Raw genomic sequence first — 24050 nt, 5'->3', positions numbered from 1 at the left:
GGAATACGTCCGGACATCAGACTCTTTGCATCCGGCAAGGCCCCCCGGGGCCCCTGTACTTCGCAGGCCCGGGAAATGTGATTTCGTGAGATGTAAATATTCTTGTTGAAACTGAAGATGAGGAATGATACAAGAAAAATGGCGTGTGCGAACGGTTATCCGCGAAACAAATCCGGGGAAGGCATGGACGAAAAGAAAGAAAAAGCCGTAAAGATAGTCAAATCCATAAAGCTCCTCGAGGGAGTACAAAAAACGACCTCCGATCCGAAGCAGCGCGGCAGGGTTAAAAAAGACCTTGAAAGCCTAAGGAACTCGCTGCAGCAGATGTATCCCTCGGCTGTTGTCAAAGAGCTTGAGGATGCAATCTATTCCGAAACGATGCTTGCCCAGGGGAATTCCGCCGGTATGGATCATGGGACGCACATCGCGCTGCGCGATGTTGAGTTCGAGCAGGTGTCTCCGTATCCAAGTGACGAGGAAATCAACAGGGCCGCGAGTATCATGAAACACTTCGGCGAGAGGGTATGGGGCGTTATTTCCGACCAGCACACGAAACTGGATTTTTCGAACTCCGGTACACGCGACGCCCTGTATCGAAGGCTCGAGCAGTGCGGAAGATCTCTCGAATTGTTCTCTCAAACCATCTCGGATATCGGGAGGTCCCGTTCCCCGGAATACAGCAGCCAGCTCCAGATGATGCGTATCAAACAGGGGCGCGTTTTATTGTTCGATCTCCACGAATTTTTCAAGGAGGCGAGGGAATTCGTCACTTCGCTCCTGTCCGATGCCGAATTCGGCGGCACCATGGTCCTCAATCACGATGAGATCATTTCGTACGCGGATTATGAAACCCATCATACATTTGCCGGATTCAGCGTTGCCGAGGCACTGAAGCGTTTGAGACAGTTCATCGAGGAGGCGCTCGAGGTGATCAACCTGCCGGAGATCAAAAAACTTGAAAAGCCGCGCTGAACAAAAACGGTGGCCCGGCATAATTGCTGTTGACATTTTCCCTGACGGACATATTGTATTATCCCGTTATCGGAATAAACGAACTTTCAGGCCTCCCCGCCGGGTTCGGGCGCGTGTGCGTATGATCCTTCCGAGGGCGGGCGGTTGATCGGCGGTTTCTCCCCTGTGTGCCGGATGGAGAAATCATGGGGTGTTCATTTTGCAGCAAATCTACGACGCTTCTGAAATCTGAACGACAGGAAAGGGAATGCAATGGCGCTAACAAAGATCGGCGGCGATATCGCGAGCAACCTCATCGGTGAAAATTCCTATTTTACCGGCAGGTTCCTGATCAATGGATCGCTCAGGGTTGATGGGAGGTTTGAGGGAAAGTATTTGCAGGCCGACCAGCTTTACATCGGACCGACCGGAAAGGTGAAAACGAATATCAACGCGGTATCCGTAATCGTTGAAGGACTTATAATCGGCAATATCAACGCCTCGAACCGCGTGCTCCTCATGCCGACGGCGAAAATTTACGGCGATATCAAGACACCCGAGCTCATCATCCAGAACGGAGTTATCCTTGAGGGACGGTGCAATATTTCGAACGACCTCAAGTCATCGGCCAAGGACCTTATCGAGACGGAATATGAGAAGAATAAAATCATCCCCGAGGAGTTTCTTGGCAAGGACTGACATTCGCCTTGGGATAACCCTGGGCGATCCCGCAGGAATAGGCCCCGAGGTCATGATCGGGGCCGCCAATCGACTGGCCGACCCGTCTGTAGTTCCGGTGCTGATAGGACGCGCGTCCGTGGTCGAGCGTTTATACGGCGATCTCGCGACGGGTTACGAAGCCTTGGATGCCGGACGCTGTTCGCCGGCGGATTTTAAAGCCGGCGGGAGGTATCTCGCCGCGGTGGTTGGAGGCTGGGAGGAGCCCGCTCCGGGGAAGGGAACGGTCGCGACCGGCAGCGAATCGAAGGCATATATAGACGCCGGAATAGATTTATGGAAGCGCGGGGTAATCGATGCGCTGGTGACGGGGCCCGTCAACAAGGGTTTCATCGAAAAAACCGGTTGCAGCTTTACGGGCCATACCGAATATATCGCGTCCTCCCTCGGGGAGGACGCTCCGCGCATGCTGATGTTCTCCCGCGACTATCGGGTACTGCTTGTAACCACCCATATGCCGCTGGCCGCGGTGAGCGGGGCGGTAAATGCAAATGGCATCCTCACCGCGATACGTGCGGGAAGGGAGGCGATTGCATTAATCGATGAACGCGAGCCGCGCATCGCGGTCGCGGGACTGGACCCGCATTGTGGAGACGACGGGGCAATCGGTGAATTCGACGGAAAGGTGACCGCGGATGCGGTGAGGATCGCCCGGTCCGAGGGGATCGACGTTGAAGGGCCGATGGCCGCGGATACGCTTTTCCTGCCTGACCGCTGGCGCAGGTACGATCTGGTGATTGCACAGTACCATGACCAGGGGCTGATTCCGTTCAAAATGCTCGCGTTCGATACCGGTGTAAACATCACCATCGGCCTTTCGATAACGCGGACATCACCGGATCATGGTACGGCTTACGACATCGCCGGCAGGCGCATTGCGGCGAACGGCAGCGCGCTTGAGGCTATGAGGCTGGCCTGCCGCCTTGCCGTACAGAAACGTCGCTAACGCTTCGGAAGGATCGAAGTCCTGAATCCCGCCCCGGAGAGCCTTGCGGCGATTTCCCTTGCGGCGTTTTTCAGCAAGTGCTCGTCCCCCTCCCCGGATGCCTCGGCGAAAAGCACCCCCGTCGTAAACCCGGACTTTTTGATTTTAACCAGCACGGCGATACTCATGTTTTCCTCGATGTTTTTTACCGTTGCGTGTTCGTCGCCGTTGTACAGAAAAAGCTCCCTGCCGCGTGAATGCCCATAGACGAACAATTCGATCGTTGTGTCGGAACCGGCCGGCGCGCCGTCGAGGAGCAACTTCATGGATTTTAGAAGCATTGTGGTGTCGACAGGTATTCCCGGAGCGACGGTGATGGTAAGGGCCGCAATTCCGGAATTGTCACTAACGGTGCCACGGGCGCAGGCGGAGAGGAGGACGAGTATGACCACGACGGGGATTGCCGGCGACAATCGGCGCCGTACCGATGGGATAACGCCCGGCAAACCGGTTTTATGCCTGTTATGGGTTCGAGACATGGCCTGCGATTTTAGGAATCTCCCCTGTGTCGGTATCGGATAAATATTTATGGCTTAATTGCGGTATGCTATCTACCGATAGTGGATATTGTAAAGTTTTTTAAAAAGATACGGCTGACCCGGCAATGGAAAAAGCGCTTCTCGTAAAATCGATTTTCTTCTTTATCGCCCTGTGGAGCCTGACAACGGTATTCCTTTGGTTTCGACCGCGCATAGAGTTTTTCTGGAAAATCGTCGCGACGTTGATTTTCGGATTTTATGTCTGGTTCTTCTGGAAAGAAATCTCGGGAGGATATGCTGCATTCACCGCGAACTGGTACCCGATGACGATTGATTTTTTAAAAGAGCTGGTGGCGCTCGCGTTCGTAAACCTTTTCTTTTTCTGGCCGCTTGCGCTGGTGATCGTTTTTTACAAGGCCGATGAAATGGGGGCCGAACGCCTGTTAAAGTTGATGTGCCTTATCACACTTGTGCTATGGGTGGTTTTTGTGGGATATGTTTATTATGACAAGGGTATCGACAAATTTCTCTACGAGAATCTTCGAGAGATGATACCTGATGCGAAATAAGCCCATTGTGCTCGTCGCCTTCCTCGTCGCTCTGGTATTTGTGCCGGCCATCCATGCGCGAACCAATTCGACGGTACTGTATAAAGCCGCCGAGCGGATGGCCATGGATGGTGATATCGATGGCGCCATTACTGCTTTCAGAAAAACCCTACAAATGAATTCCCACTACGCATTGGGGCATTACGGTTTGGGAAAGGTCTGCCTTTACCGGGATGGAATGCTTAAAGAGGCGGTGTATCATCTGGAGCAAGCGGTCGATCTGGATAAAGGCCTGGCCCGTGGGTACTTTTACCTGGGTATCGGCTACATGCTGTCAAAGCGTTACGGTCAGTCGCTCAATGCCTTTCATACCGCGTACGAACTCGACCGGGGCCTGGTGGAGGCTCTTTACAATATGGCCGTGGTGTATGATCTGACAAAACAGGGCACGAACGCGGTCAAATCGTACGAACGCTATCTTTTGGAGAAGAATAAACGGGATTCTGATATTCTGTTTTAGAAGAAAAAAAAGAGGCGGCCGCCGGGGCGTCCGCCTCTTTTTTGCGGGGTTTACTTCTCTACGGTCTCGATAACCGACTGCGGCGGAATTATGTCAACAAAGACTGAAAGAATGGTGCTGTTGGACATGTTGCCCATTTTATCGACAGCTTTGGCTTCGATAAGATGGTCGCCGTTGGTTGTGAAAGCGATCGGCGCCTTGTAGGCCATAAAATCGCCCTTGCCGTCGATACGAACGAGTATCGATGCCACGCCGGATTCGTTGTCCTCGGCGGCAACTGCATATTTATAGTCGACCGAGGCAATCGCCTTGGAGTCTTTCACGACAAGCTCCTTGTCCGGTGTAACGCTCACTTTCGGTGCAATATTGTCGATGAAGAGCTTGACCGCGGTCTCGCGGAGTTCGATTTCCTTGCCGTCGGCGTCGTCGATTACTTTAAGTGAAAACATCTCGGACAGGTTCGCGACGCGGTCGACGGACTTGGCCTTGAGTTCCACTTCGCCGTCGTTGATGATATTGAAGGGGGCCACGTAGTCGGAATAGTCGCGGCCGTTTATCGAGTACAGGGCCGATTCGATGCCGGAAAGGGCGTCCTTGGCGATGACCGTGAAGTTGACGGTCTTGGTGCTGTAGAGTTTGTCGCCGATTTTCACCACTGGTTTGCCGGCGATAACCGTAATATCCGGCGCGGTGTTGTCTATGGTGATTCGGAAGGTCTTTTCATCTTCCTTGTTGCCAAGCTTGTCTGTTCCGAAGAAGACGATGATGTGCTTGCCTTCATTGTCGATCACGAATGGCTCCTGGTACAGCGCAAGGGCTCCGTCATTAATACGGTACTCGATCCTGTCGGTCATCACGTTGTCTTTGGTGGTGAGCTTGAAGAGGACTTTCGAGTTGGCGTAGGTTGTAACGCCGTCGTAATACGTCTTTGCCTGCAGAGCGCTGATCGCTGATGACATCGCAGCGTCCTTTTTTACCGCCTCGTCTCCGGCCATATCCATGGTCTTTTTCTCTTCTTTCGCCGCCGGGCTGCCCTGTGAGAAGGACGGCGATGATGCGAAAATGGCGAAACTCAGGCAGAGAATCAATATGGTAAACCTTTTTAGCATAACGACCTCCGTTTTTTATTAATACGCGTTTATTAAATGCGTGAAAGTACAGAGCGTCAAGGCTGAGTACTTGCCGATTAGTGAACGGTGATTGATCGCCTTTACGGCACCCGGCGACTTTACCGGGCCGCATATTGCAGGTCAGATTGTTGATCGCCGCAGATTGAGCACCACAGACTAATCAAATCGCACCGTACACGGAATTTTTTCTGCTGTCAATAGATATTTGCGGCAATTTCGCGTAAATTTGACGGCTTTTTCGCAAACCGTCAGGTATGCGGCCCCGGCCTGGACAGGCGGCGGTAATCGCGGTCCGTCCGCGATCACCCTTCCGATTGAACGCGCATGGAAGAGAAATAGAGGCTGAATGCGGCGACAATTATCGTATGGTTGATGACGCCCTTTTCGATTAAATCCGGTATCTGATCCCTCCCGTACAGTTCCACGTCGATGTCCTCCGCCGGATCGAGCTTCTGTCCGCCCGTCTTTCTGCAACCGGTTGCAAGGTAGAAATATATGTAATTTGTGAGAATGGCCGGATTGGCGGAAAGGCGCTTCAGTAAAACAATATCGGCGGCGGTATAGCCGGTTTCTTCCTGGAGCTCGCGGAAGGCGGCGGCCGCGGGTTCCTCGCCGGCGTTGATAAGACCGGCGGGCGTTTCCAGCGTGCACTCGTCGGTGCCGAGGCGATGCTGGCGGACCATTATAAACCGGTTATCGTCCGTCAGGGCGACGACATTAATCCAGTCGGGCGTATTTAGAAGGTAAAAAGGATGTTCGATTTTATTTACGGGATGACGGCATTGCAGCCTTTGTATGGAAAAAACACCGGTCGAGATCAAGTCGGCGCGATCGAGTATCTCCCATTTTTTCATCGGACCTCCGTCGCTTTACGGTCTGTCGTCAAAGACGCGAGTGGCCTCATTATACTCTTTGTCACCCTGCGATCAGACGATAAACGCCGAAATATAAAATAATCACCGCGAGAATGAAAGGCGAGATATACTTGATCGTAACGGCCCACAGCTTTTCGATAAAGACGCTTTTTGTGTCAACGTCGAGCTCGTGCATTGTTTTTTCGAGGCCGTATTTCCAGCCCAGGCAGAGCGCGATTAAAAGACCTCCGACAGGCAGCATGTAGAAGGTCGTGAGCTTGTCCATGAAGTCGAAATAGGTATTGCCGAAAAACGGCCGGAATTCGGCGAGAACGCCGAATGAGAGCGCGGCCGGAATTCCGAGGATGAAGATCGCCGTCCCGAAAATCAACACGGCCTTTTTCCTGCTCCAGCCTTTTTCGTCGGTTGCATAGGCAACGACAACTTCAACAAGTGAGATCGCCGAGGTGAGTGCGGCAATAAACAGCAGGATGAAAAAAAAAGCCGCGAAAACGGTGCCGTAACTCATCTTTGAAAAAACGACGGGCAGGATGTTGAATGTAAGCCCGGGGCCCATTTCGGGGGTCATTCCCACGGCGAAGAGCGCGGGGAAGATGGCGAGCCCGGAGAGCAGCGCCGCCAGGGTGTCGAAGGCGACGATTTGAAGCGAAGAGCCGAGGACCTTTTCCTTCCGGGAGAGGTAGCTCCCGTAGGTTATCATGGCGCCCATACCGAGGCTCAGGCTGAAGAAACACTGACCCATGGCCTCGATAATGGTTTTAAATTCAATTTTAGAGAAATCCGGTTTGAGATAGAAGGCAAGCCCGTCGAGAGCGCCGTCCATGGTGAGCCCCTTGCCGACCAAGACCAGAAGTATGACGAGAAGAAGCGGCAGAAGCACCTTGCTCCACTTCTCAATGCCGTTTTTTATGCCGCGTATAACGATGAACATGGTGGCGGCCATGAACAGAAAGTGGCACCCTATCGCCTCGACCGGGTTTCGCACGAAACCGTCGAACACGGCTTCGGCGGTGGAGATATCCTTGACGGCATTGATCGCGCCCGACAGGCTTTTTGCGATGTAACCGAGGGTCCACCCGCCCACCACGCTGTAAAACGTCATAATGAAGAAACCGGAGAGTACTCCCATGTAGCCGATAAACCGCCAGCGGCTTCCGGCGCCGATTATCTTGAACGCGCCGACGGGGCCTTTCGCCGTGTGCCGTCCGATAACGATCTCGGCTATCATGATGGGAAGACCGACGATAAGGATACAGACAAGATACACAAAAACGAACGCGCCGCCGCCGTTTGCGCCGACCAGAGATGGGAATTTCCAGATGTTTCCGAGGCCGATAGCGGAGCCCGCGGCGGCGAAAATGAACCCGATTTTAGAGCCCCAGTGTTCCCTTTCGGGATTATCGCTCATGGCTTGCCCTCGACCGGGCGGTTGTCATGGTGCGCATGGGCGTCGAGATTGTCATCCCACAGGTATTTACGGGTCTCGGCGACGATAACGCCGCTCAATAGTAAAAGTGAAACAAGGTTTGGAATGGCCATCATCGCATTCATGGCGTCGGCGAGGTCCCAGACCAGCGGGAGGGCGGCGACCGAGCCTACCATCACGCCGAGCACCCAGAGGTAGCGGTACGGGCGGATGGCCCGCTTGCCCATAAGGTATTCGACGGCGCGCTCGCCGTAATACGACCATCCGAGAATCGTGGAAAACACGAAAGTAAGCAGGCCGACGGTCAGAAGTACGGGCCCTATCACCGGGATCTTCGCGAAGGCGGACCTGGTGAGCGCCGCGCCGGTGAGACCGCCGAGGTCCGCGGGATTGAGAACGATTTCGCTTACGAGCACCAGGCCGGTCAATGCGCAAATCACGACGGTGTCCCAGAAGGTGCCCGTCGAGGAAACGAGAGCCTGTTTGACGGGATTGCGCGTCTGGGCCGCGGCGGCGACGATGGGGGCCGAGCCGAGCCCGGATTCGTTCGAAAAAAGCCCCCGGGCGATTCCGAAACGGGCGGCCATCATCACCGTCGCGCCCGCAAACCCGCCGCCGGCGGCCTGGGTTGTAAACGCGGATTTAACGATAAGCGCTACCGTTTCGGGGATAACGCCTGCATTGATAAAAAGGATTATGATGCATCCGGTGATATAAAAAAAAGCCATAAAGGGAACGAGCTTTTCGCATACGCGCGCGATGGATTTGATGCCTCCGAGGATGACGACGCCGACCAGAACGCTCATCAGCGCGCCGGTGATCCATGGTGACACCGCGAAAGTTTCCTCCACCATTGCGGCGATGGAGTTGGCCTGTACGGTATTGCCGATACCAAAGGCCGCAATTGCCGTAAAAAAACAGAAGAGCATGGCCAGCCAGCGGGCGTTAAGTCCGCGCTCGAGCGCATACATGGGGCCTCCCAGCATGCTGCCGTCCGATGTTTTAACGCGGTATTTGACCGCGAGCACCGCTTCGGCGTACTTGGTCGATATACCGAAAACGCCGGTAAGCCAGCACCATAGCACGGCCCCGGGCCCGCCAAGCGCTACGGCGGTCGCGACACCGACGATATTGCCGGTGCCAATGGTGGCGGCGAGGGCCGTGGTGAGGGCGCCAAAGTGACTTACGTCTCCGTGTCCGTCGGTGTCCCTGGCGAACGAAAGCCGTATTCCGAGGCCGGTGTAGCGTTGTATGAAACGAAGGCGGACGGTCAGGAAGATATGCGTGCCGAACAGCAGTATGAGCATGGCCGGCCCCCAGAGGTAGCCGTTGATCGATTTGATGACCTCGTGGAATTCCTGCATATTCCCTCCGAAGCATGCACTGTGAGTATCGGGTTCTGTTATAACCCGCGCGACGTTCGACCAAAAGCCCTCCCGGCGCGGAATAGAACGACCGGACGCCGCAAGCATGGTGCACCGACGATCGTTCGTCAAGAATAATTGGAAGTGTAAAATGTGTTGACATGCAGTTTAAGTGGCTGAATATAGTTCACTAAATGAACGATATTCTTTAAGTGCGATTATGGGAGGTTCTATGGCCGTACTTGCCGGAATGCTGCTGTTCTATCTTCTTTTCCCCGTGGTGGCGATACAACTCTGCAGGCGGTTTTCTTCCATTGACAAATTAGGCGCGGTAGTGGTCTGCTACGTCGCCGGGATCATCGTCGGGAATATCGGCGTGATCCCGCCCGATTTTTCAAAAGTGCAGCAGCCGCTCATGCTGGTTAATATTTCGCTTGCGCTGCCGCTCATGTTTTTCTCGCTCGATGTGCGCCGCTGGACCCGACTGGCGGGAAAATCCATGCTCTCGTACATGCTTCAGATTATTGCCATTATCATTGTCGCCGTGGCGGGATACTTCATCTTCGCCGGAATTATCGGCCAGGAAACATGGAAGGTCGCGGGTATGTTCGTCGGCGTCTATACGGGCGGCACGGTGAACCTGGGGGCGATCGCGACGGCGCTTCAGACCGACCAGACTCTGTACATCGCCGCTCACACTTCGGACCTGGTCGTTTCGTCCGTATATCTGCTTTTTCTCATGACGATAGGGCAGCGGGTTTTTCTTAAATTTCTTCCGGCTTTCAGGAAGGCCGATAACGCAAGCGAAGACGTTTCTTTTTCTTTAAATTCATACGAAGGAATTTTTTCCAGGGCTGTTTTCCCGCCGCTTCTCGGCGCTTTCGGCCTTGCACTCGCGATCTTCATCACCGGCGGCGCGTCTTTTTTGCTTTTGAAAGAGGACACCGCGTTCGTCGTGGCGATACTGGTCATCTGCACGCTGGGCATTATCTTTTCGTTCATACCGGCCGTGCGGAATATTAAAATGACCTACCAGGCGGGTAATTATTTCATATTGATTTTCAGTCTTGTCGTAAGTTCCATGGCCGATATGAGCAAACTGGTTACGACCGCGCCGATCATGCTGGTCTATGTGGCCTTCACCATCATCGCCTGCCTGTTGCTGCATGTATCGCTTGCCAGGATCTTCAAAATCGACGCCGATACGGTCATCGTCACCTCGGTCGCGGGTATATGCTCGCCGCCGCTTGTGCCGATGGTCGCATCTGCTCTCAAGAACCGCGAAGTGGTGATCACCGGCGTGGTCACCGGCATTGTCGGTTGGGTGGTTGGCACCTACCTCGGTATTGCGGTCGCGTATACTCTTCGCAGTATAGCCCTATAAAACGTCAGCGTCGGGCTGTTCGTCCATGGGACCGTCACTTCCCGCGGGCGCACAGCCCGGCTGCACGTTAAGAAATCATAAATAATTGACGCTCCGGAGCGAAAAATATTTGTCTCCGGCGGGTTCTGGTGTGAAGAATGGCTTACTATTGAAAGAGAGGCAGAGGCTCCCGTGTTTGAGATTCAATCGTTGGTCAATTTTTACGAGCTATACGGCTATATCGCCGTGTTCGGCGTGCTCCTTCTGTGCGGTTTCGGTCTTCCCGTACCGGAAGACATCTCCCTGGTTGCGGGGGGCATCATTTCCGGCCTGGGATACACCAATGTGCACTTTATGACCGTCATCGCGATGGCGGGCGTGCTTATCGGCGACGGTACCGTTTACAACCTGGGCAGAATATTCGGCGAGCGCTTTCTCCGCCTTAAATTCGTGGCCAGGATACTCACCCCGGCGCGCTATGCCGCCGTTAAGCGACGATTCAATCGTCATGGATACTGGGTCATTTTCGCGGCACGCTTCATGCCGGGCCTGCGAACGCCCATATTCGCGACGGCCGGTATTACGCGCTTCGTCAGTTTCCCCAAGTTTATTGCGATCGACGGTTTCGCCGCGCTCATCAGTGTTCCCTTCTGGGTGTACCTGGGCTATTTCGGCGCTTACGAACGGGACACGCTCATCCGATGGATCACCCGGAGCCAGTTCGGGGCACTCGCACTGGTGGTTGTAGTGGTCGTGGTGGTGCTGATAAGCGCGTACCTGCGGCGGCGTATTAAAGAGACCGCGGGGCTGAACGGCAGCGGCAATAACGGCGCCGACAATCAGCGGGTTGATGGGTAAGTGGCGGAAACGGTCGGTCTTACCAGCGGTTGTAGTGGATGCGGGAAGGGTCGTAGCGGTCCGCGGAAGGCTTCTCCTCGGCCGGCCGGCCAATGGGTATGAGTGAGAAGGGGATGATGTGGTCCGGCAGGCCAAACAGGCCTTTCAGCCCTTTTACGCGGTCTTCCCGCGGATACACCCCGAGCCATACCGCGCCAAGTCCGAGGGCGGTCACTGCAACGAGCATGTTTTCCGTAGCCGCGGCACAGTCTTGTACCCAGTAACCCCGGTGCTTTTCGGCCGAAACATCCCCGCAAACCAGGATGGCGACCGTAGCTTCGCGTATCATGGATGAGTGCGGATGATGCTCTGGTATCGCGTCGAGAACGGCGCGTTCGTCGAGTACGATAAAATGCCATGGCTGCTGGTTGCCTGCGGACGGCGCGGCCATGCCGGCCTCGATAATCATCCGTATCTGATCAGGAGCGATCTTTTCCCCGGTATATCGACGAATGCTCCGGCGTGACATTATTGACTTGAGTATTTCCATATAACCCCCCGCATATTATCAAGCGGATGAAAGAACGCCGTATTTTGTATTCAAGGCAATCTCGAGCGTGCTTAGCATCCTCCGGCGGTAAATCCGGGGGAAATTCCGGGATTGCCGTCTTTCCGATTATACACCCTGTCAATTTTCAGTACTATGACAGCCTGTATTCTTTCGCAAGCACTATACTGCCGACGCGATGATTTTAGCGTTTGCTTACTTGTTTTCCGTACCGGCATAAACCTTGCCCATCGTTTGCGGATTGGCGGCGGCATTGGTACGGTTAAAAATACGCGAAGCGTCGGCGGTTATTTGTCGAAAAGTATAGGAGCGGGAACGTTTTTTCCGGAAGGCATATAATGTATCGACGACCAGGTTTTACCGCAGCTCATGCGACGCTTCTGGCGTTTGTGGGAATCGCCGTGTTTGCGGGATGGGCTGGCCTTACGGGCAAAACGTCGCTGGAATCCATGGTCCAGCCGATTAAACGCCGCTGTTACGCCGCCGTTGTCGTCTACAGGGGCCGCATTGTACAGTATCATGCGCATATTGCAAAAAAAATAAAAACGCGATCGTACGGAAGAGCGATGCTTGATGGAGACACACCGGCGCTGCCGGATTCCCACGGCGCGGATGAAGCCATGCCGGGACTCGCAGCCGCGCCGGTCGTATTGACCTATGCTCCGGGTACGGAGAAGCCGCCGCCCGAAAGCCTGCTGGTAAAGGGTAGACCGCCGGTGGCCCCGGATGCACCGTCGCGGCCGGCCCGGCTCGCCCCGGAATTAAGGCGTAAGCCGCTACGGCAAATACTGCGTCCGCCTCTTGTGCCCGGGCCGCAGCTCGGTCGAGTAATGGAATTGCCGCCCGTCGCGCCCCGGGTCTGGAAGCACGGCCCGCGGGAACGTCCGCGCGTCGCACTCAGTTTCGATTCCGGGGAGATAAACGCGGGCCATGAAGGCTGTAGCCGCCTGATCGACCACCTGGTCGCGTCGAAGACACCCGCGACCTTTTTCCTTACGGGACGGTTCGCGGAGGGCTTTCCGGAGATGGTACGTAAAATAGGAAGCGTCCGGCATTTCGAACTGGGTAACCATTCTCATACCCATCCCGATCTCACCGGAAAATCATCAGAATCGGTCACCGAAGAGATCCTGCGCGCACAGAGCGCTATTCATCGGCTGACGGGCAGGCAGGGGAGGCTTTTCAGGCCGCCCTATGGGAAGGTCGATCCGGTAGTGAGGGAGGCCGCCGCGCGAAACGGATTCCACACCGTATTGTGGGATGTCGCGGCCGACGATTACCGGAATGACGTAACACCCGAACAGGTGACAAGGGCCGTGCTTGGCGGCGTCCGAAACGGGTCCATTATACTGCTTCATATGCATGGAAATAAGACCGCTTCATGCGTCGCGGTCCCCGCCATCATTTCCGGATTGCGAAACCGGGGTTTTGAACTGGTAATGGTGTCTTCGCTTATCGGCGATACGGTGGTGGAGTAAAGAAAAACGGGGGAAACCCGATGTTGCCGAGATTTGCAACAGGTCTATTGTACAGTGTGATTTATTTTAAGGATGTGAATGAATAGGGACGAGCTGTTCCAGGGTATAAACGAGGGCATAGCAACGGAGCGGCAGCGTGCCTTTCGCGTAAACCTGAGAAAGAACCTGCCGTATATCAGGCGTTTCGGCGGCCTCAAGCGGGTCGTAGGGCTGTTATCGGGCAAACATGTCGTTGTTATCGGCGCGGGCCCCTCCCTCGATACCGAGCTCCGGGAGCTTAAAAAATACGGGAACAGGCGCGAGCTCGTCATAATCGCCGCGGACATGGCGCTTCGGCCCCTGGTTAAACGGGGAATCCGGCCCGGCTTCGTCATCTCTTGTGAAACCACTCCGGCCGGTTTTTTCGACGGAATCGAGACCGCCTCCATGCATTTGCTGGCTTTCAGCTGCATGGCGCACAGCACGCTTCTGGCCTGGAGGGGCGATGTTTCTTTTTACAACTGGATGCTGCGCGGCGAGCTCTACGATGAGCTCTGGAGGGAGGCGGGCGAGGATCTGGGATTTGTGGCCACCGGGAGCATCGTGACCACACAGGCGGTATCGCTCGCACTGGGGTGTCCCATCGGCACGCTCGCCCTGGCGGGGAATGATCTTGCATTTCACCGCTCCTTCTATCTGCGAGGAACACTCCGCCACGCGCGGTACATCGAGGCCTGTGACAGGTTCGCCGCGCCCGAGACCCTGGAATTCTCCGCCATCCGACGCGCGCGCGAATATGTGGTCGACAGAAACGGCAGGGCTTATTTCACCAACGGCCAGTTCCTCGCGGCGAAGATGTGGCTTGAGGACTTATTGCCCCGGCAGAGCCTGCCGATAATTGATAGCAGTGAGCCGGGCTGTTCGGAAAGGGCGGTCCGGAAAGCCCGTCTCGAGGAGCACCTGAGACTTCTCGACAGAAGGCGGAGGAGGTGAAATGATACGTGTCCACCGTTTGAATGGAGAGGAATTCATCCTGAATCACAACCATATCGAGCTCGTCGAGGCGCGGCCCGATACGGTCATCACCCTTACCAACGAACATAAGTACGTGGTCGCCGATCCAATCGATGATATTCTGAAAATGATACGCGATTACAACCGTTCGCTGTTTTTCAAGGACGGGGAATGACCATCGACGGATGAACGGGGTTTGCGAAATAAATTCGCCCCGGACGGCTCGCATACTTGAATAATTGGGCGTAAAGGCCGATAAACAAGAGAGGATGCGTCTCTCTGGCGCAGGTGCAATCTGGACTCATAGCGGAGTGTCTGCATGGACATAGCAACCATTATAGGTCTTATAAGCGGTTTCGTATTTCTGATTCTCGGTATCCTTTTCGCCAGGGGGAGCCTGCTTCTCTTCTGGGACCCGCCGTCGGTGATGATCACCATCGGTGGATCGATAGCCGCCATGCTTGTATCGTTTCCGCTGGTGAAATTCCTTAAAATATGGGATTATTTCAAGATCGCCCTGTTCACCCAGAAGTACAATCCCGGGGAGCTCATCATCACCCTGGTGTCATTTTCCGAAAAGGCGCGCCGCGAGGGGCTTCTGGCCCTGGAGGACGACCTCGACGAGCTCGATGATGAGTTCCTCCGAAAGGGGATACAGCTGGTGGTGGACGGCACGGACCCCGAGCTGGTGCGGCGCATCATGGAAACCGAGCTCGAAAACATGATGACTCGCCACGAAAGCAACAAGCGGATGTTCGATGAATGGGGTAATTACGCACCGGCATTCGGTATGATCGGAACCCTTATAGGCCTTATCCTCATGCTTGTCAACCTGGAGGACAGGGCAAGGATCGGCCCCTACATGGCGGTCGCCCTTATCACCACACTGTATGGCGCCATTTTCGCGAACCTCATAGCGCTGCCGATATCGACGAAACTCGATCTGCGCACCGGCGAAGAGGTGCTCCTGAAGTCGATCATGATAGAAGGAGTGCTCTCGATACAGTCCGGGGACAATCCACGCATCGTGAAGGACAAACTGGTATCCTTCCTGCCGCCGGCTGAGCGCGAGGCGATCTCGCAGGAGGTCGGCGAGTAATGGCGAAGCAGATGAAAAAGGCCGGGCGGCGAAGCACGCCCGGCTGGATGGTCACCATGTCGGACATGAACACGCTCATGATGACCTTTTTCATTATTATGATGGGCGACGTCACCACGGTGAGCCAGGAGGAGATGCAGATGACGATCACCTCCTTCCGCGGGGCGCTCGGGCTTATGGAAGGCGGGGCGTCGATGTCCAAGGGGCGCCTCATGGAGCTGGGCCATAACATGATGGCGCTTCCCGCCACCGAGCGGGCCAAACAGCTCTCCAGGGCGCTCCGGAAGGCCGAGGAGGTATTTAAGCCTGAGATCCAGTCCAAGCAGGTGCGGATCAGGGAGGATGAGCGCGGGCTTGTCATCACCCTTACCGGCGATTCGTATTTCGACACCGGAAGCGCGCGGCTGCGGGACGATATTAAGCCCGTGCTTCGCAAGGTGGGCGGCATCATACGGTCCATCAGCAATTTCGTGAGGATCGAGGGCCACACGGACGACAGGGCCATTCCGCCGGCGGGCGTGCGCCAGGGATTCGAGACCAACTGGGAGCTTTCCTCGGCCCGCAGCGTCAATGTGCTCAGGTATCTCACCGAAGAGGAGAAGCTCAATCCGCGCCAGATTTCCGCGGTGGCCTTCGGGCAGTATCGTCCGATAGACGACAACAACACCCCGGAAGGGCGCGGGTTCAACCGGCGCGTCGAGATCGTGATTCTGAAAGAGAAGGCCGTGGAAGAAAGCAAACACAGGGATATCCAGCGGCCGCTGCCCGGCGAGGAATGGCGGTAGGCGGCATGAAAGCCTGGAGACATAATTATAAATTAATTGACATTTTTGAATTAATATGATATCGTGTCAACAAAATGCGCGAATTTATTCATGAAATTAATTGAGCTCCTCCGCCGCGCCGGGGAGGGAACGCTTCCGCACGCCGACAGCGGACGCAGCAGGGAGAGGATATGGGGGACAACGAAAGGGTAGGTGTCGACGAGATAGAAGAGGAAGAGGGTGGCCGATCGGAAGAGGCCGCCGCCGGCTCCCGGGCCGACGTTTCCAGGATCGTCAAGATACTCCTCTACGTGGTAGGGGCGATACTACTGGTCTTCCTGATGATCGGCATATCCTATCTGGTGACCAAGTACGTGCAGGAAAAGAAGTACGAAAGGGAGCAGGATATCGTGGTGGCGCCGCCGCCGGCCCCGCTCGCGCACTTTGACCTGCCCGCGTTCTCGACGACGACCAGGGACCCGGAACCCCATTTCGCGAAGATAACGGTCTCGCTCGGCTATGACAGCAATCCGAAAATCAATCAGGAGCTGGTGCAGCGGACGGTGCAGTTCCAGCACATCATCAATATCATCCTTCGCTCCAAGTCGTATGAGGAGATGGACTCCGTCGAGGAGATCATCAATCTTTCGGAGGAGATAAAGGCGCATGTCAACGTGATATTGATCGCCGGCAAGATCAAAGAAGTGTATTTTAAGGAGATAGTGGTCAATTGATGTCCCCGGATCTTTCAGGAGGAAACCATGGGTGACGGTTCGTTATCGCAGGATGAAATTGATGCCCTGTTGCAGGGGGCGGATGATATGCTCTCATCGCCCGGGGCCGGTTTGGCAGCGGACATGTCGATGGGAGCGGGCTCCCTCTCGCCCGTCGATCGCGATTCCCTGGCCGATGCGCTCAACCGCGCCATGGCCGTTGCGGCGCCGTCACTTTCGGCCTATCTGGGGAAGAACATTAAAATCACCAACGCCACCGTCGAGCTGAAGGCGCCCGACGCCGTGCGCGCCGATTTCGGCCGGCAGTATGTGCAGGTGGCCATGGGATACTCGGGGAGCCTCAATGGCAGGAACCTGATCCTGTTCAGTTCGAACGATGCCGGCGTGATCTCCTCGCTGATGATGGGCGATGAATCGGGAACCCCTCCCGCTGAACTCACCGAAGCGCACCAGAGCACCATTCAGGAGTTCGTCAGCCAGCTTTTATCCTCGTCGGCCAATCAGTTCGCCGACAGGATGGGACGTCCGATCAACACAATGCCGCCGGCGCTTTCCGTTGCGGCCGGAGCGGCCGACCTGAGGCTTCCGCCCGGCGGAGAACTGGCGAAGATCACCTACAATATAAGCATTGAGGGAATTCTAAACTCCAAGTTTTATCATATAATGGAAGCTCCCATGGCCTCCGACCTGGCGCGCGGCGGAGCCGCAGAAGCGGCGCCGGCCCAGCAGCAGTATGCGGCCCAGCAGCAGATGGGTATGGGCCAACAGCAGATGCCGCAGGTCGGCATAAGCCCGGTCAAGTTTCCGCCGCTGGGCGAAGGACTTCCCTCCGGAGTGAGTGGAAACATAGGGCTTCTGCTCGATGTCCCGATGACGCTGACCGTGGAGCTCGGGAGGACCCGCCAGCTGGTGAAGGACATCCTGGGTCTGGGGGAGGGTTCCATTATAGAGCTCGACAAGCTCGCCGGCGAGCCGGTGGACCTTCTGGTAAACGGCAAGCTCATCGCGAAGGGCGAGGTTGTGGTTATCGATGAAAACTTCGGTGTCCGTGTAACGGATATCGTCAGCCCGGCTGAGCGGCTGAACAAGATACAGTAAAGCTGGTTCGTGCGTTGGATCTCGGGTTGTCGGGGGTCGCGTACGGTGTTTTATTTATGGGAAGAAAGTACGGACATTAAAGAGACATAATGAGACGAAACGGAAAAGCAGGTATACCGGACAGGCCGCTGGGAGCGGTTGCAGCCGCGGCGTGCCTTATTATTTTTTGTGTGGTGACTGGATTATGTCCCATATATGGCGCAGAGGCCGCGCGCGAGCGTGCCAGGGTGGCGGCAGCCGAGGATATGAAGTCCGCCCGGAACGACAAGGTCGACAAGGCCGTCGAGCGCGAGAAAAATCAGGCCGATTCGGAAAAGGGGGTCCCCGGGGAGCAGGTTGCCGATAATGGCGCCGCGTCCGGGGAAAAGAAAGCGAAGGATGCGCCCGAGGCGGGCGCCGAGGACCTCTACCGCTATGAAGAACCTACCGTGGAGGAGGAGTCCTACGCCTGGACCATCATCAAGACGCTCATTGTGATCGGCATGCTCGTCGGCGGGTTTTATTACTTCTTTAGGTTTGTCACCCGGCGCGCGGGGATACAGCTTCCCGGGGGCGCCGGCGTGCAGACGCTCCTTGTTTCACCGATGGGGCCGAATAAATTCCTCCAGGTGGTGGATCTGGCGGGCAGGGTGCTGGTGCTGGGTGTAACCGATAGCAGCATTAACCTTATCATGGAGATAAAGGAAAAGGACGAAGTGGACCGCATTCGTCTTATTTCGACAAAAAGTCCCTCCGCGCAGCCGGGGGGGTTCCATGAATTCCTGACAACCCAGCTCGGAAAAATAATAAAAAAAACGATGCCGTCCTCGCGGGAGCGCGGTCACTTTTCCGCCCGCACCGATGAGGGCCGGTCCGACAGGATAGATTACATCGTCCGTCAGCGCGAACGACTAAAGAAGCTCAACGGTATGAACGATGAGGAATAAAGTCTCCACCGCACTGCTCGCCGCAGTTTTTATACTGGTTCCGGCCGTCCTGTTCGCCCAGGAGGCGGGGGGCGTGCGCATGCCGATACCGCGCATAACCTTCGACATCCGCGAGGCCGCCAATCCCAAGGAAGTGGCACTGTCGCTCCAGATGCTCTTCCTTCTCACAATCCTCACCCTCGCGCCGGCGATCGCGATGATGATGACGTCATTTACCCGCGTCGTGATCGTCCTTGACTTCGTGAAGCGGGCGCTCTCGCTCCAGCAGATGCCGCCGACCCAGGTGATCGTGGGCCTTTCCATCTTCCTCACGTTCTTCATCATGGCCCCGACGTTTACCGAAATCAACGAGAAGGCCCTGCAGCCCTACCTGCAGGGCAAGATTTCGAACGAGAAGTTTTACGAACAGGCGATGGAGCCGCTGCGCAAGTTCATGTTCAAGCAGACCCGTAAAAAGGACATAGCGCTCTTTATAGAGCTCGCAAAGCTCGAGCGGCCGAAAAGCGAGAAGGACGTCCCCACGTACTGTCTGGTTCCGGCGTTCATGATTAGCGAGCTCAAGAGGGCCTTCGAGATAGGCGTGTATATTTTTATACCTTTCATCGTGATCGACATGCTGGTGGCGAGCGTCCTCATGGCCATGGGTATGATAATGCTGCCGCCGGTGATGATCTCGCTGCCGTTCAAGCTCGTGCTTTTTATACTCGTAGACGGGTGGAATCTCCTTATTCACGAGCTCGTGAAATCGTTCGGCTGATGACTTCCGTTACGGAGATTTAATTTGACTGACGTTATGGTAATCAAACTGTTGCGCGAGGCGCTCATGACGATCATGATCGTCTCTGCGCCGCTTCTGGGGGTCGGCATGCTCGTGGGCCTGGTGATTTCGATTTTTCAGACCACCACCTCGATCCAGGAGCAGACGCTCACCTTCGTCCCGAAGATCGTGGCGATCTTCGTAACGTTTATATTAATGGCGGCCTGGATAATCCATACGATGGTGAACTATACAAAAAACATCTTTCTCATGATATCGAAGATCGGTGCGGGATAGGATGGAATACTTCGCCTATCACTTCCAGGTTTTCCTGCTCATCATGATGAGGATGAGTTCGATGATGGTCATTGCCCCATTTTACTCAAGTGGGGTGATCCCGTTTAGGATAAAGGCGCTTTTCGCGTTTCTGGTCACGATCGTTATTTTTCCCGTGGTGGCCCAGAAGGGTTATGCTCTTACGGGAAACATGGGGCTCTATGCCCTCCTGGTGTTGAAAGAGGTCGGGATCGGGATTTACATAGGCTTCCTGGTTGCGGTGATCGTCGCGGCGTTTCAGCTCTCGGGCGAATTTTTTTCGGTGCAGATCGGTTTCGGTATAAATGAGGTATTCGACCCGCTCGCACAGGTGTCGATACCGCTGGTCGGACAGCTTAAGAACCTTATCGGGATGCTCGTGTTTCTTTCGATCGGAGGACACCATTTTCTCATCAAGGCGATTTATCGATCGTTCGAGCTCGCGCCGCTTCTCACGCTCGATACGGGGGCGACGGGGACGCTCGCGAAGCATGTCGCCTATGTCTTCAGCGGCATGTTCGTAGTGGCGCTCAAGATCGCGATTCCGGTGGTCGCGACGATCTTTCTGCTATCGATCAGCATGGGGGTGCTCTCGAAGGTGGCGCCCCAGATGAACATCATGATGCTTGGCTTTCCGCTGAAGATCATGGTTGCGTTCGGGGTGATGCTCGCGATTACCCCGCTTATCGTGAGGGTGATGTCGGTGTCGCTGGACCGGACTTTCCAGTTTATATACAAGGTGCTCGTATACTGGCCCGCGTGAGCTTTGCGGCGCGGGTTTGGTGCGGGTCAAATCAACGGTGGATGATGGCGGGTCGATGCTGAACGAGTTGAACATCAGGACTTTTAATATCGTGGAGGATGTGCCCGCGCCAAGGGGTTTCCGCTTCGACCTGCAGCGTTTCGCCTCCGAGGACGAGGGGCGGACCGAGGATCCCACCGACAAGAAGCTCCGCGAAGCGCGCGAGAAGGGGCAGGTCGCCAAAACCCAGGAACTGCCGCAGGCGGTGGTCGTAATATTCGGTTTCCTGATCATTTTTTTCTTCGCTTCCTGGATTTACGATTCGATGGTGGCGATGACGAAGTATTACATGTCGTCGTTCTCGCGCTTCTCGCTTACCGAGAGGAGCATTCTTATCGAGCTGTACCATGTGTCGGTCGAGTCCGCGAAGATCCTGATTCCGTTGTTCATCGGAGTGAGCATCGCCGCCTTCCTGGGGGACGTGGTGCAGGTCGGTTTCCAGGTGTCGACCCATCCCCTTAAATTCGATCCGTCGAAGCTGAAGTTCGATCCGGCCACCGTGCTGCGCAAGATATTCTTCTCCAAGCAGGTGGCGATGAACCTCTTCAAGTCGTTGTTCAAGGTTGTGGTCATCGGCGGTGTCACGTGCCTGATTATTGCCAGCGATTACGATGAAATACTGAAAACCCCGGACGTTTCCATCGCGATGGCGCTTCAGATAATCGGTATACTGGCGCTCAAAATCATCCTGTGGGCGGCGGCGATCATGCTGCTCCTTTCGATCCCCGACTACATTTTCCAGAAACGGGAGTTCATCGACTCCCTCAAGATGACGAAGCAGGAGATGAAGGAGGAGATGAAGGAGACGATGGGGGACCCATACCTCCGTGCGCGTCTGCGCGAAATGCAGCGGGAGATCGTAATGAAAAACATGATCCGCGAGGTTCCCAAGGCCGACGTCGTGGTGACCAATCCGACGCACTTCGCGGTCGCGCTGAAATACGATAATGACGTAATGACCGCGCCGATGGTGGTCGCGAAAGGTGTGGACAGCATGGCACTGCGCATACGGCAGATCGCCCGCGAGAACGAGGTGATGCTGGTTGAAAACAGGCCGCTCGCGCAGGAGCTCCACAGGCGCCTCGAGGTGGGAGACATCATTCCCGGGGACCTTTTTTACGCGGTAACCCTGGTCTATGCCGAGTTGTACCGAAAACGCGGATACCAGCAGGCTATTTGAGAGAACGAGGCAGGATATAATGGCGGACGGAACACGAGGATTGGGCGATAACCTGGGCTGGATGAATAAGACCGATATCCTGATGGGGATCGGGGTTATCGCCGTTGTCTCCATGCTTATCATCCCCATCCCCACGTTTCTTCTGGACTTCCTGTTATCCATAAGCATCATGCTGGGGATACTCACTCTGCTCGTGGTGATGTTCGTGCCGCGCTCGTTCGATTTCTCGGTGTTTCCTTCGTTGTTGCTCGTGACAACCGTGTTTCGTCTTGCGCTCAACGTGTCGTCAACGCGGCTCATCCTGTTGCAGGGGGCGGCCTTCGATAGCAAGATTATCCGTACCTTCGGTGAGTTCGTTGTCGGGGGCAATTACGTCGTCGGGGTGCTCATCTTCATCATCCTCACCGCCGTGCAGTTCATCGTCATCACCAAGGGCGCGACGCGGACCGCGGAAGTCGCCGCCAGGTTTACCCTCGACGCTATGCCGGGCAAACAGATGAGTATCGATTCGGATCTCTCCAACGGCGTTATCACCGAGGAAGAGGCCCGCAAGCGCCGGGGCGAGATCCGTAAAGAGGCCGACTTCTACGGCGCCATGGATGGAGCCTCGAAGTTCGTCCAGGGCGATGTGAAGGTCGGCATCGTCATCATCCTCATCAACATCATCGGAGGATTCATAATCGGCATGGTGATGCGCGGTGAGCCATTCGACGTGGCGCTGCGAACGTACACCCTGCTTTCCATCGGCGACGGACTGGTCGCACAGATCCCATCGTTGCTCATCACCACCGCCACCGGTATCATCGTTACGCGCGCGGTCTCCGATGAGAACCTCGGCGATGACCTGGCGAAACAGCTCAGCCAGCAGCCCCGGGCGCTCATGATCACCGCCGGCGCGCTGGCCCTGTCCGCGCTCATCCCCGGGTTCCCGAAGTTCTCTGTTCTCCTGCTCGCCGCAGGGCTCGGCGCCCTTGGATACGTGCTCAACCAGACCCGCGAAGAACAGTTCGAGAAGGCGCGGGTGGATGAGAAACAGGCGGCGTTGAAGGAGCACAAGCCGGAATCGGTGATATCGCTGATACAGGTCGATCCGCTCGAGGTGGAAATCGGTTACAGTCTCATACCCCTGGTCGACCCCGAACAGGGGGGCACGCTCCTGGACCGCATCACCAACATACGGCGCAGAAGCGCGCTCGAGATGGGGCTCATCGTTCCGCCCATTCGTATTCGTGACAATATGGAACTTGAATCAAGCTCTTATTCGATCCTCATCAAGGGCGTCGAGGTCGGCGGCGGGCTCCTCCAGGTGGGGAGGCTCATGGCGATGGATTCCGGCGAGGTGACGGATAAGATTGAAGGATCGGAGTTCACCGAACCGGTTTTCAGCCTGAAGGCGATATGGGTAGACCCGGAAGTACGCGGCACGGCCGAGCAGCGCGGTTACACCGTGGTCGACTGTCCGACGATCATTGCCACCCACCTTACCGAAATCATCAAGCGCCATGCCGACGAGATACTCGGGCGACAGGAGGTCCAGCAGCTCGTCGATAACATCAAGAACGACTACCCCGCCGTGATAAACGAACTGGTTTCCGAGAGAAAGATGTCGCTGGGCGACATACAGAAGGTGCTGCAGAATCTTCTGCGCGAGCACGTCTCCATTCGCAACATGATCACCATCCTCGAGACGCTCGCAAGCTACGCGGAGTTCAGCAAGGATACGGGAATCCTGACTGAATACGTGCGGGTGGCGCTCTCCCGCCAGATATGCAAGGAATACGCCGACAAAACAAACACTATGTCGGTGATCACCGTTGATCCGGAGATAGAGAACATTCTGCGTTCATCGATTCACGACGACCCGATAGAGGGGCGGGTCCTGGGGCTGGACCCGGACACGCACGGAAGCGTTATCAAGTCGTTCACGGACTCGTATGTGAAGGCCCGAAGCACGGGGTATGTGCCGGTTTTTCTGGTGTCGCCGCACATACGCAGCGTCACGTTCAGCCTGCTGCAGCGCGAGGTCCCGGACCCGATAGTTCTTTCGTATAACGAGATAGTTCCGAGCGTGAAAATTAACGTTATTTCATCGGCCGCGATGTCGAGCGTGGCCTGATGAA

26 protein-coding genes are annotated in these 24050 nt (G+C 55.6%); 20 read left to right on the top strand and 6 right to left on the bottom strand.

The features are described from left to right. Positions 1-183 precede the first annotated feature (183 nt). The 3 genes from VLM75_09805 to pdxA all read left to right on the top strand — a co-directional run bounded on the left by VLM75_09805 (position 184) and on the right by pdxA (position 2635). The gene (locus VLM75_09805; GenBank protein ID HSV97217.1) at positions 184-972 is read left to right on the top strand and encodes a hypothetical protein; all 789 of its coding nucleotides are present in this window, start codon (positions 184-186) and stop codon (positions 970-972) included. A gap of 252 nt (positions 973-1224) precedes the next feature. Next, positions 1225-1650 carry a polymer-forming cytoskeletal protein gene (locus tag VLM75_09800; protein HSV97216.1) on the top strand — a complete coding sequence of 142 codons (426 nt, stop codon included), beginning with the start codon at positions 1225-1227 and terminating at the stop codon, positions 1648-1650. Continuing rightward, positions 1637-2635, top strand: coding sequence for a 4-hydroxythreonine-4-phosphate dehydrogenase PdxA (gene pdxA, locus VLM75_09795; protein HSV97215.1), 999 nt, complete (start codon positions 1637-1639; stop codon positions 2633-2635). Before VLM75_09800 ends, pdxA begins: the two co-directional genes overlap by 14 nt. Here pdxA and VLM75_09790 read toward each other — a convergent pair. Further along, the gene (locus VLM75_09790; GenBank protein HSV97214.1) at positions 2632-3066 is read right to left on the bottom strand and encodes a hypothetical protein; all 435 of its coding nucleotides are present in this window, start codon (positions 3064-3066) and stop codon (positions 2632-2634) included. The genes pdxA and VLM75_09790 overlap by 4 nt on opposite strands. Positions 3067-3278: 212 nt before the next feature. On the opposite strand from VLM75_09790, the gene VLM75_09785 reads away from it, so the two are divergent. Together VLM75_09785 and VLM75_09780 are read left to right on the top strand one after the other, a co-directional pair. Beyond that, the gene (locus VLM75_09785) at positions 3279-3722 is read left to right on the top strand and encodes a hypothetical protein (protein HSV97213.1); all 444 of its coding nucleotides are present in this window, start codon (positions 3279-3281) and stop codon (positions 3720-3722) included. After that, a complete protein-coding gene (locus tag VLM75_09780; GenBank protein ID HSV97212.1) occupies positions 3712-4221 on the top strand; it encodes a tetratricopeptide repeat protein in 510 nt (169 codons plus the stop codon). Before VLM75_09785 ends, VLM75_09780 begins: the two co-directional genes overlap by 11 nt. 50 nt (positions 4222-4271) lie before the next feature. Here the strand turns inward: VLM75_09780 and VLM75_09775 are convergent, their stop codons facing one another. The 4 genes from VLM75_09775 to VLM75_09760 form a co-directional block, all read right to left on the bottom strand. Then, positions 4272-5330 carry a hypothetical protein gene (locus VLM75_09775; GenBank protein HSV97211.1) on the bottom strand — a complete coding sequence of 353 codons (1059 nt, stop codon included), beginning with the start codon at positions 5328-5330 and terminating at the stop codon, positions 4272-4274. A 323-nt stretch (positions 5331-5653) separates the two neighbouring features. Further along, on the bottom strand, positions 5654-6205 hold the full coding sequence (locus tag VLM75_09770) for an NUDIX hydrolase (GenBank protein HSV97210.1): 552 nt from the start codon (positions 6203-6205) through the stop codon (positions 5654-5656). A 61-nt stretch (positions 6206-6266) separates the two neighbouring features. Next, entirely contained in the window at positions 6267-7634 is a 1368-nt protein-coding gene (locus VLM75_09765; GenBank protein HSV97209.1) for a sodium-dependent transporter, read from the bottom strand. Then, positions 7631-9016 (bottom strand): sodium:alanine symporter family protein, encoded by a 1386-nt coding sequence (locus VLM75_09760; protein HSV97208.1) that lies wholly within the window; start codon positions 9014-9016, stop codon positions 7631-7633. Before VLM75_09760 ends, VLM75_09765 begins: the two co-directional genes overlap by 4 nt. Before the next feature lie 232 nt (positions 9017-9248). Between VLM75_09760 and VLM75_09755 the strand changes: the two genes are divergently transcribed. After that, positions 9249-10400, top strand: coding sequence for a DUF819 family protein (locus tag VLM75_09755; protein ID HSV97207.1), 1152 nt, complete (start codon positions 9249-9251; stop codon positions 10398-10400). Between the two features lie 171 nt (positions 10401-10571). Next, positions 10572-11237, top strand: coding sequence for a DedA family protein (locus VLM75_09750; GenBank protein ID HSV97206.1), 666 nt, complete (start codon positions 10572-10574; stop codon positions 11235-11237). 19 nt (positions 11238-11256) lie between these two features. Here the strand turns inward: VLM75_09750 and VLM75_09745 are convergent, their stop codons facing one another. Continuing rightward, positions 11257-11766: a nitroreductase family protein gene (locus VLM75_09745; GenBank protein ID HSV97205.1), complete on the bottom strand. Its 510-nt coding sequence runs from the start codon at positions 11764-11766 to the stop codon at positions 11257-11259. A 356-nt stretch (positions 11767-12122) separates the two neighbouring features. Here VLM75_09745 and VLM75_09740 point away from each other — a divergent pair, with 356 nt between their 5' ends. The 13 genes from VLM75_09740 (at position 12123) to flhA (ending at position 24046) form a co-directional block, all read left to right on the top strand. After that, entirely contained in the window at positions 12123-13262 is a 1140-nt protein-coding gene (locus tag VLM75_09740; GenBank protein HSV97204.1) for a polysaccharide deacetylase family protein, read from the top strand. A 78-nt stretch (positions 13263-13340) separates the two neighbouring features. Next, the gene (locus tag VLM75_09735; protein ID HSV97203.1) at positions 13341-14234 is read left to right on the top strand and encodes a 6-hydroxymethylpterin diphosphokinase MptE-like protein; all 894 of its coding nucleotides are present in this window, start codon (positions 13341-13343) and stop codon (positions 14232-14234) included. Between the two features lies 1 nt (position 14235). After that, positions 14236-14430 carry a flagellar FlbD family protein gene (locus VLM75_09730; protein ID HSV97202.1) on the top strand — a complete coding sequence of 65 codons (195 nt, stop codon included), beginning with the start codon at positions 14236-14238 and terminating at the stop codon, positions 14428-14430. Positions 14431-14574: 144 nt separating this feature from the next. After that, complete coding sequence (locus VLM75_09725; protein ID HSV97201.1) at positions 14575-15354, top strand: motility protein A; 780 nt, start codon at positions 14575-14577, stop codon at positions 15352-15354. After that, positions 15354-16139 (top strand): OmpA family protein, encoded by a 786-nt coding sequence (locus VLM75_09720; GenBank protein ID HSV97200.1) that lies wholly within the window; start codon positions 15354-15356, stop codon positions 16137-16139. Before VLM75_09725 ends, VLM75_09720 begins: the two co-directional genes overlap by 1 nt. A gap of 170 nt (positions 16140-16309) precedes the next feature. Then, positions 16310-16852, top strand: a complete 543-nt coding sequence (locus VLM75_09715; protein ID HSV97199.1) for a flagellar basal body-associated FliL family protein — start codon at positions 16310-16312, stop codon at positions 16850-16852. A gap of 27 nt (positions 16853-16879) precedes the next feature. Next, positions 16880-17950, top strand: coding sequence for a flagellar motor switch protein FliN (gene fliN / locus VLM75_09710; protein ID HSV97198.1), 1071 nt, complete (start codon positions 16880-16882; stop codon positions 17948-17950). A gap of 245 nt (positions 17951-18195) precedes the next feature. Next, positions 18196-18876, top strand: a complete 681-nt coding sequence (locus tag VLM75_09705; GenBank protein HSV97197.1) for a flagellar biosynthetic protein FliO — start codon at positions 18196-18198, stop codon at positions 18874-18876. Then, positions 18866-19633, top strand: a complete 768-nt coding sequence (gene fliP, locus VLM75_09700) for a flagellar type III secretion system pore protein FliP (GenBank protein HSV97196.1) — start codon at positions 18866-18868, stop codon at positions 19631-19633. Before VLM75_09705 ends, fliP begins: the two co-directional genes overlap by 11 nt. 24 nt (positions 19634-19657) lie before the next feature. Next, positions 19658-19930 (top strand): flagellar biosynthesis protein FliQ, encoded by a 273-nt coding sequence (fliQ, locus tag VLM75_09695; GenBank protein HSV97195.1) that lies wholly within the window; start codon positions 19658-19660, stop codon positions 19928-19930. 1 nt (position 19931) lies between these two features. Then, complete coding sequence (gene fliR / locus VLM75_09690; GenBank protein HSV97194.1) at positions 19932-20711, top strand: flagellar biosynthetic protein FliR; 780 nt, start codon at positions 19932-19934, stop codon at positions 20709-20711. 19 nt (positions 20712-20730) lie between these two features. Continuing rightward, on the top strand, positions 20731-21930 hold the full coding sequence (gene flhB, locus VLM75_09685; protein ID HSV97193.1) for a flagellar biosynthesis protein FlhB: 1200 nt from the start codon (positions 20731-20733) through the stop codon (positions 21928-21930). Between the two features lie 19 nt (positions 21931-21949). Continuing rightward, positions 21950-24046: a flagellar biosynthesis protein FlhA gene (flhA, locus tag VLM75_09680; GenBank protein ID HSV97192.1), complete on the top strand. Its 2097-nt coding sequence runs from the start codon at positions 21950-21952 to the stop codon at positions 24044-24046. The last annotated feature ends 4 nt before the right edge of the window (positions 24047-24050 follow it).

Source organism: Spirochaetota bacterium (assembly GCA_035477215.1).
Classification (GTDB): domain Bacteria; phylum Spirochaetota; class UBA4802; order UBA4802; family UBA5368; genus MVZN01.
Note: the sequence above shows the minus strand (reverse complement) of the source record. Positions and strands in the feature narration are given on the sequence as shown.

Coding starts and splice junctions, on each gene's coding strand:
- VLM75_09805 (HSV97217.1), top strand. CDS start 184: ATGGACGAAAAGAAAGAAAAAGCCGTAAAGATAGTCAAATCCATAAAG.
- VLM75_09800 (HSV97216.1), top strand. CDS start 1,225: ATGGCGCTAACAAAGATCGGCGGCGATATCGCGAGCAACCTCATCGGT.
- VLM75_09785 (HSV97213.1), top strand. CDS start 3,279: ATGGAAAAAGCGCTTCTCGTAAAATCGATTTTCTTCTTTATCGCCCTG.
- VLM75_09780 (HSV97212.1), top strand. CDS start 3,712: ATGCGAAATAAGCCCATTGTGCTCGTCGCCTTCCTCGTCGCTCTGGTA.
- VLM75_09775 (HSV97211.1), bottom strand. CDS start 5,330: ATGCTAAAAAGGTTTACCATATTGATTCTCTGCCTGAGTTTCGCCATT.
- VLM75_09770 (HSV97210.1), bottom strand. CDS start 6,205: ATGAAAAAATGGGAGATACTCGATCGCGCCGACTTGATCTCGACCGGT.
- VLM75_09765 (HSV97209.1), bottom strand. CDS start 7,634: ATGAGCGATAATCCCGAAAGGGAACACTGGGGCTCTAAAATCGGGTTC.
- VLM75_09760 (HSV97208.1), bottom strand. CDS start 9,016: ATGCAGGAATTCCACGAGGTCATCAAATCGATCAACGGCTACCTCTGG.
- VLM75_09755 (HSV97207.1), top strand. CDS start 9,249: ATGGCCGTACTTGCCGGAATGCTGCTGTTCTATCTTCTTTTCCCCGTG.
- VLM75_09745 (HSV97205.1), bottom strand. CDS start 11,766: ATGGAAATACTCAAGTCAATAATGTCACGCCGGAGCATTCGTCGATAT.
- VLM75_09740 (HSV97204.1), top strand. CDS start 12,123: ATGTATCGACGACCAGGTTTTACCGCAGCTCATGCGACGCTTCTGGCG.
- VLM75_09735 (HSV97203.1), top strand. CDS start 13,341: ATGAATAGGGACGAGCTGTTCCAGGGTATAAACGAGGGCATAGCAACG.
- VLM75_09730 (HSV97202.1), top strand. CDS start 14,236: ATGATACGTGTCCACCGTTTGAATGGAGAGGAATTCATCCTGAATCAC.
- VLM75_09725 (HSV97201.1), top strand. CDS start 14,575: ATGGACATAGCAACCATTATAGGTCTTATAAGCGGTTTCGTATTTCTG.
- VLM75_09720 (HSV97200.1), top strand. CDS start 15,354: ATGGCGAAGCAGATGAAAAAGGCCGGGCGGCGAAGCACGCCCGGCTGG.
- VLM75_09715 (HSV97199.1), top strand. CDS start 16,310: ATGGGGGACAACGAAAGGGTAGGTGTCGACGAGATAGAAGAGGAAGAG.
- fliN (HSV97198.1), top strand. CDS start 16,880: ATGGGTGACGGTTCGTTATCGCAGGATGAAATTGATGCCCTGTTGCAG.
- VLM75_09705 (HSV97197.1), top strand. CDS start 18,196: ATGAAGTCCGCCCGGAACGACAAGGTCGACAAGGCCGTCGAGCGCGAG.
- fliP (HSV97196.1), top strand. CDS start 18,866: ATGAGGAATAAAGTCTCCACCGCACTGCTCGCCGCAGTTTTTATACTG.
- fliR (HSV97194.1), top strand. CDS start 19,932: ATGGAATACTTCGCCTATCACTTCCAGGTTTTCCTGCTCATCATGATG.
- flhA (HSV97192.1), top strand. CDS start 21,950: ATGGCGGACGGAACACGAGGATTGGGCGATAACCTGGGCTGGATGAAT.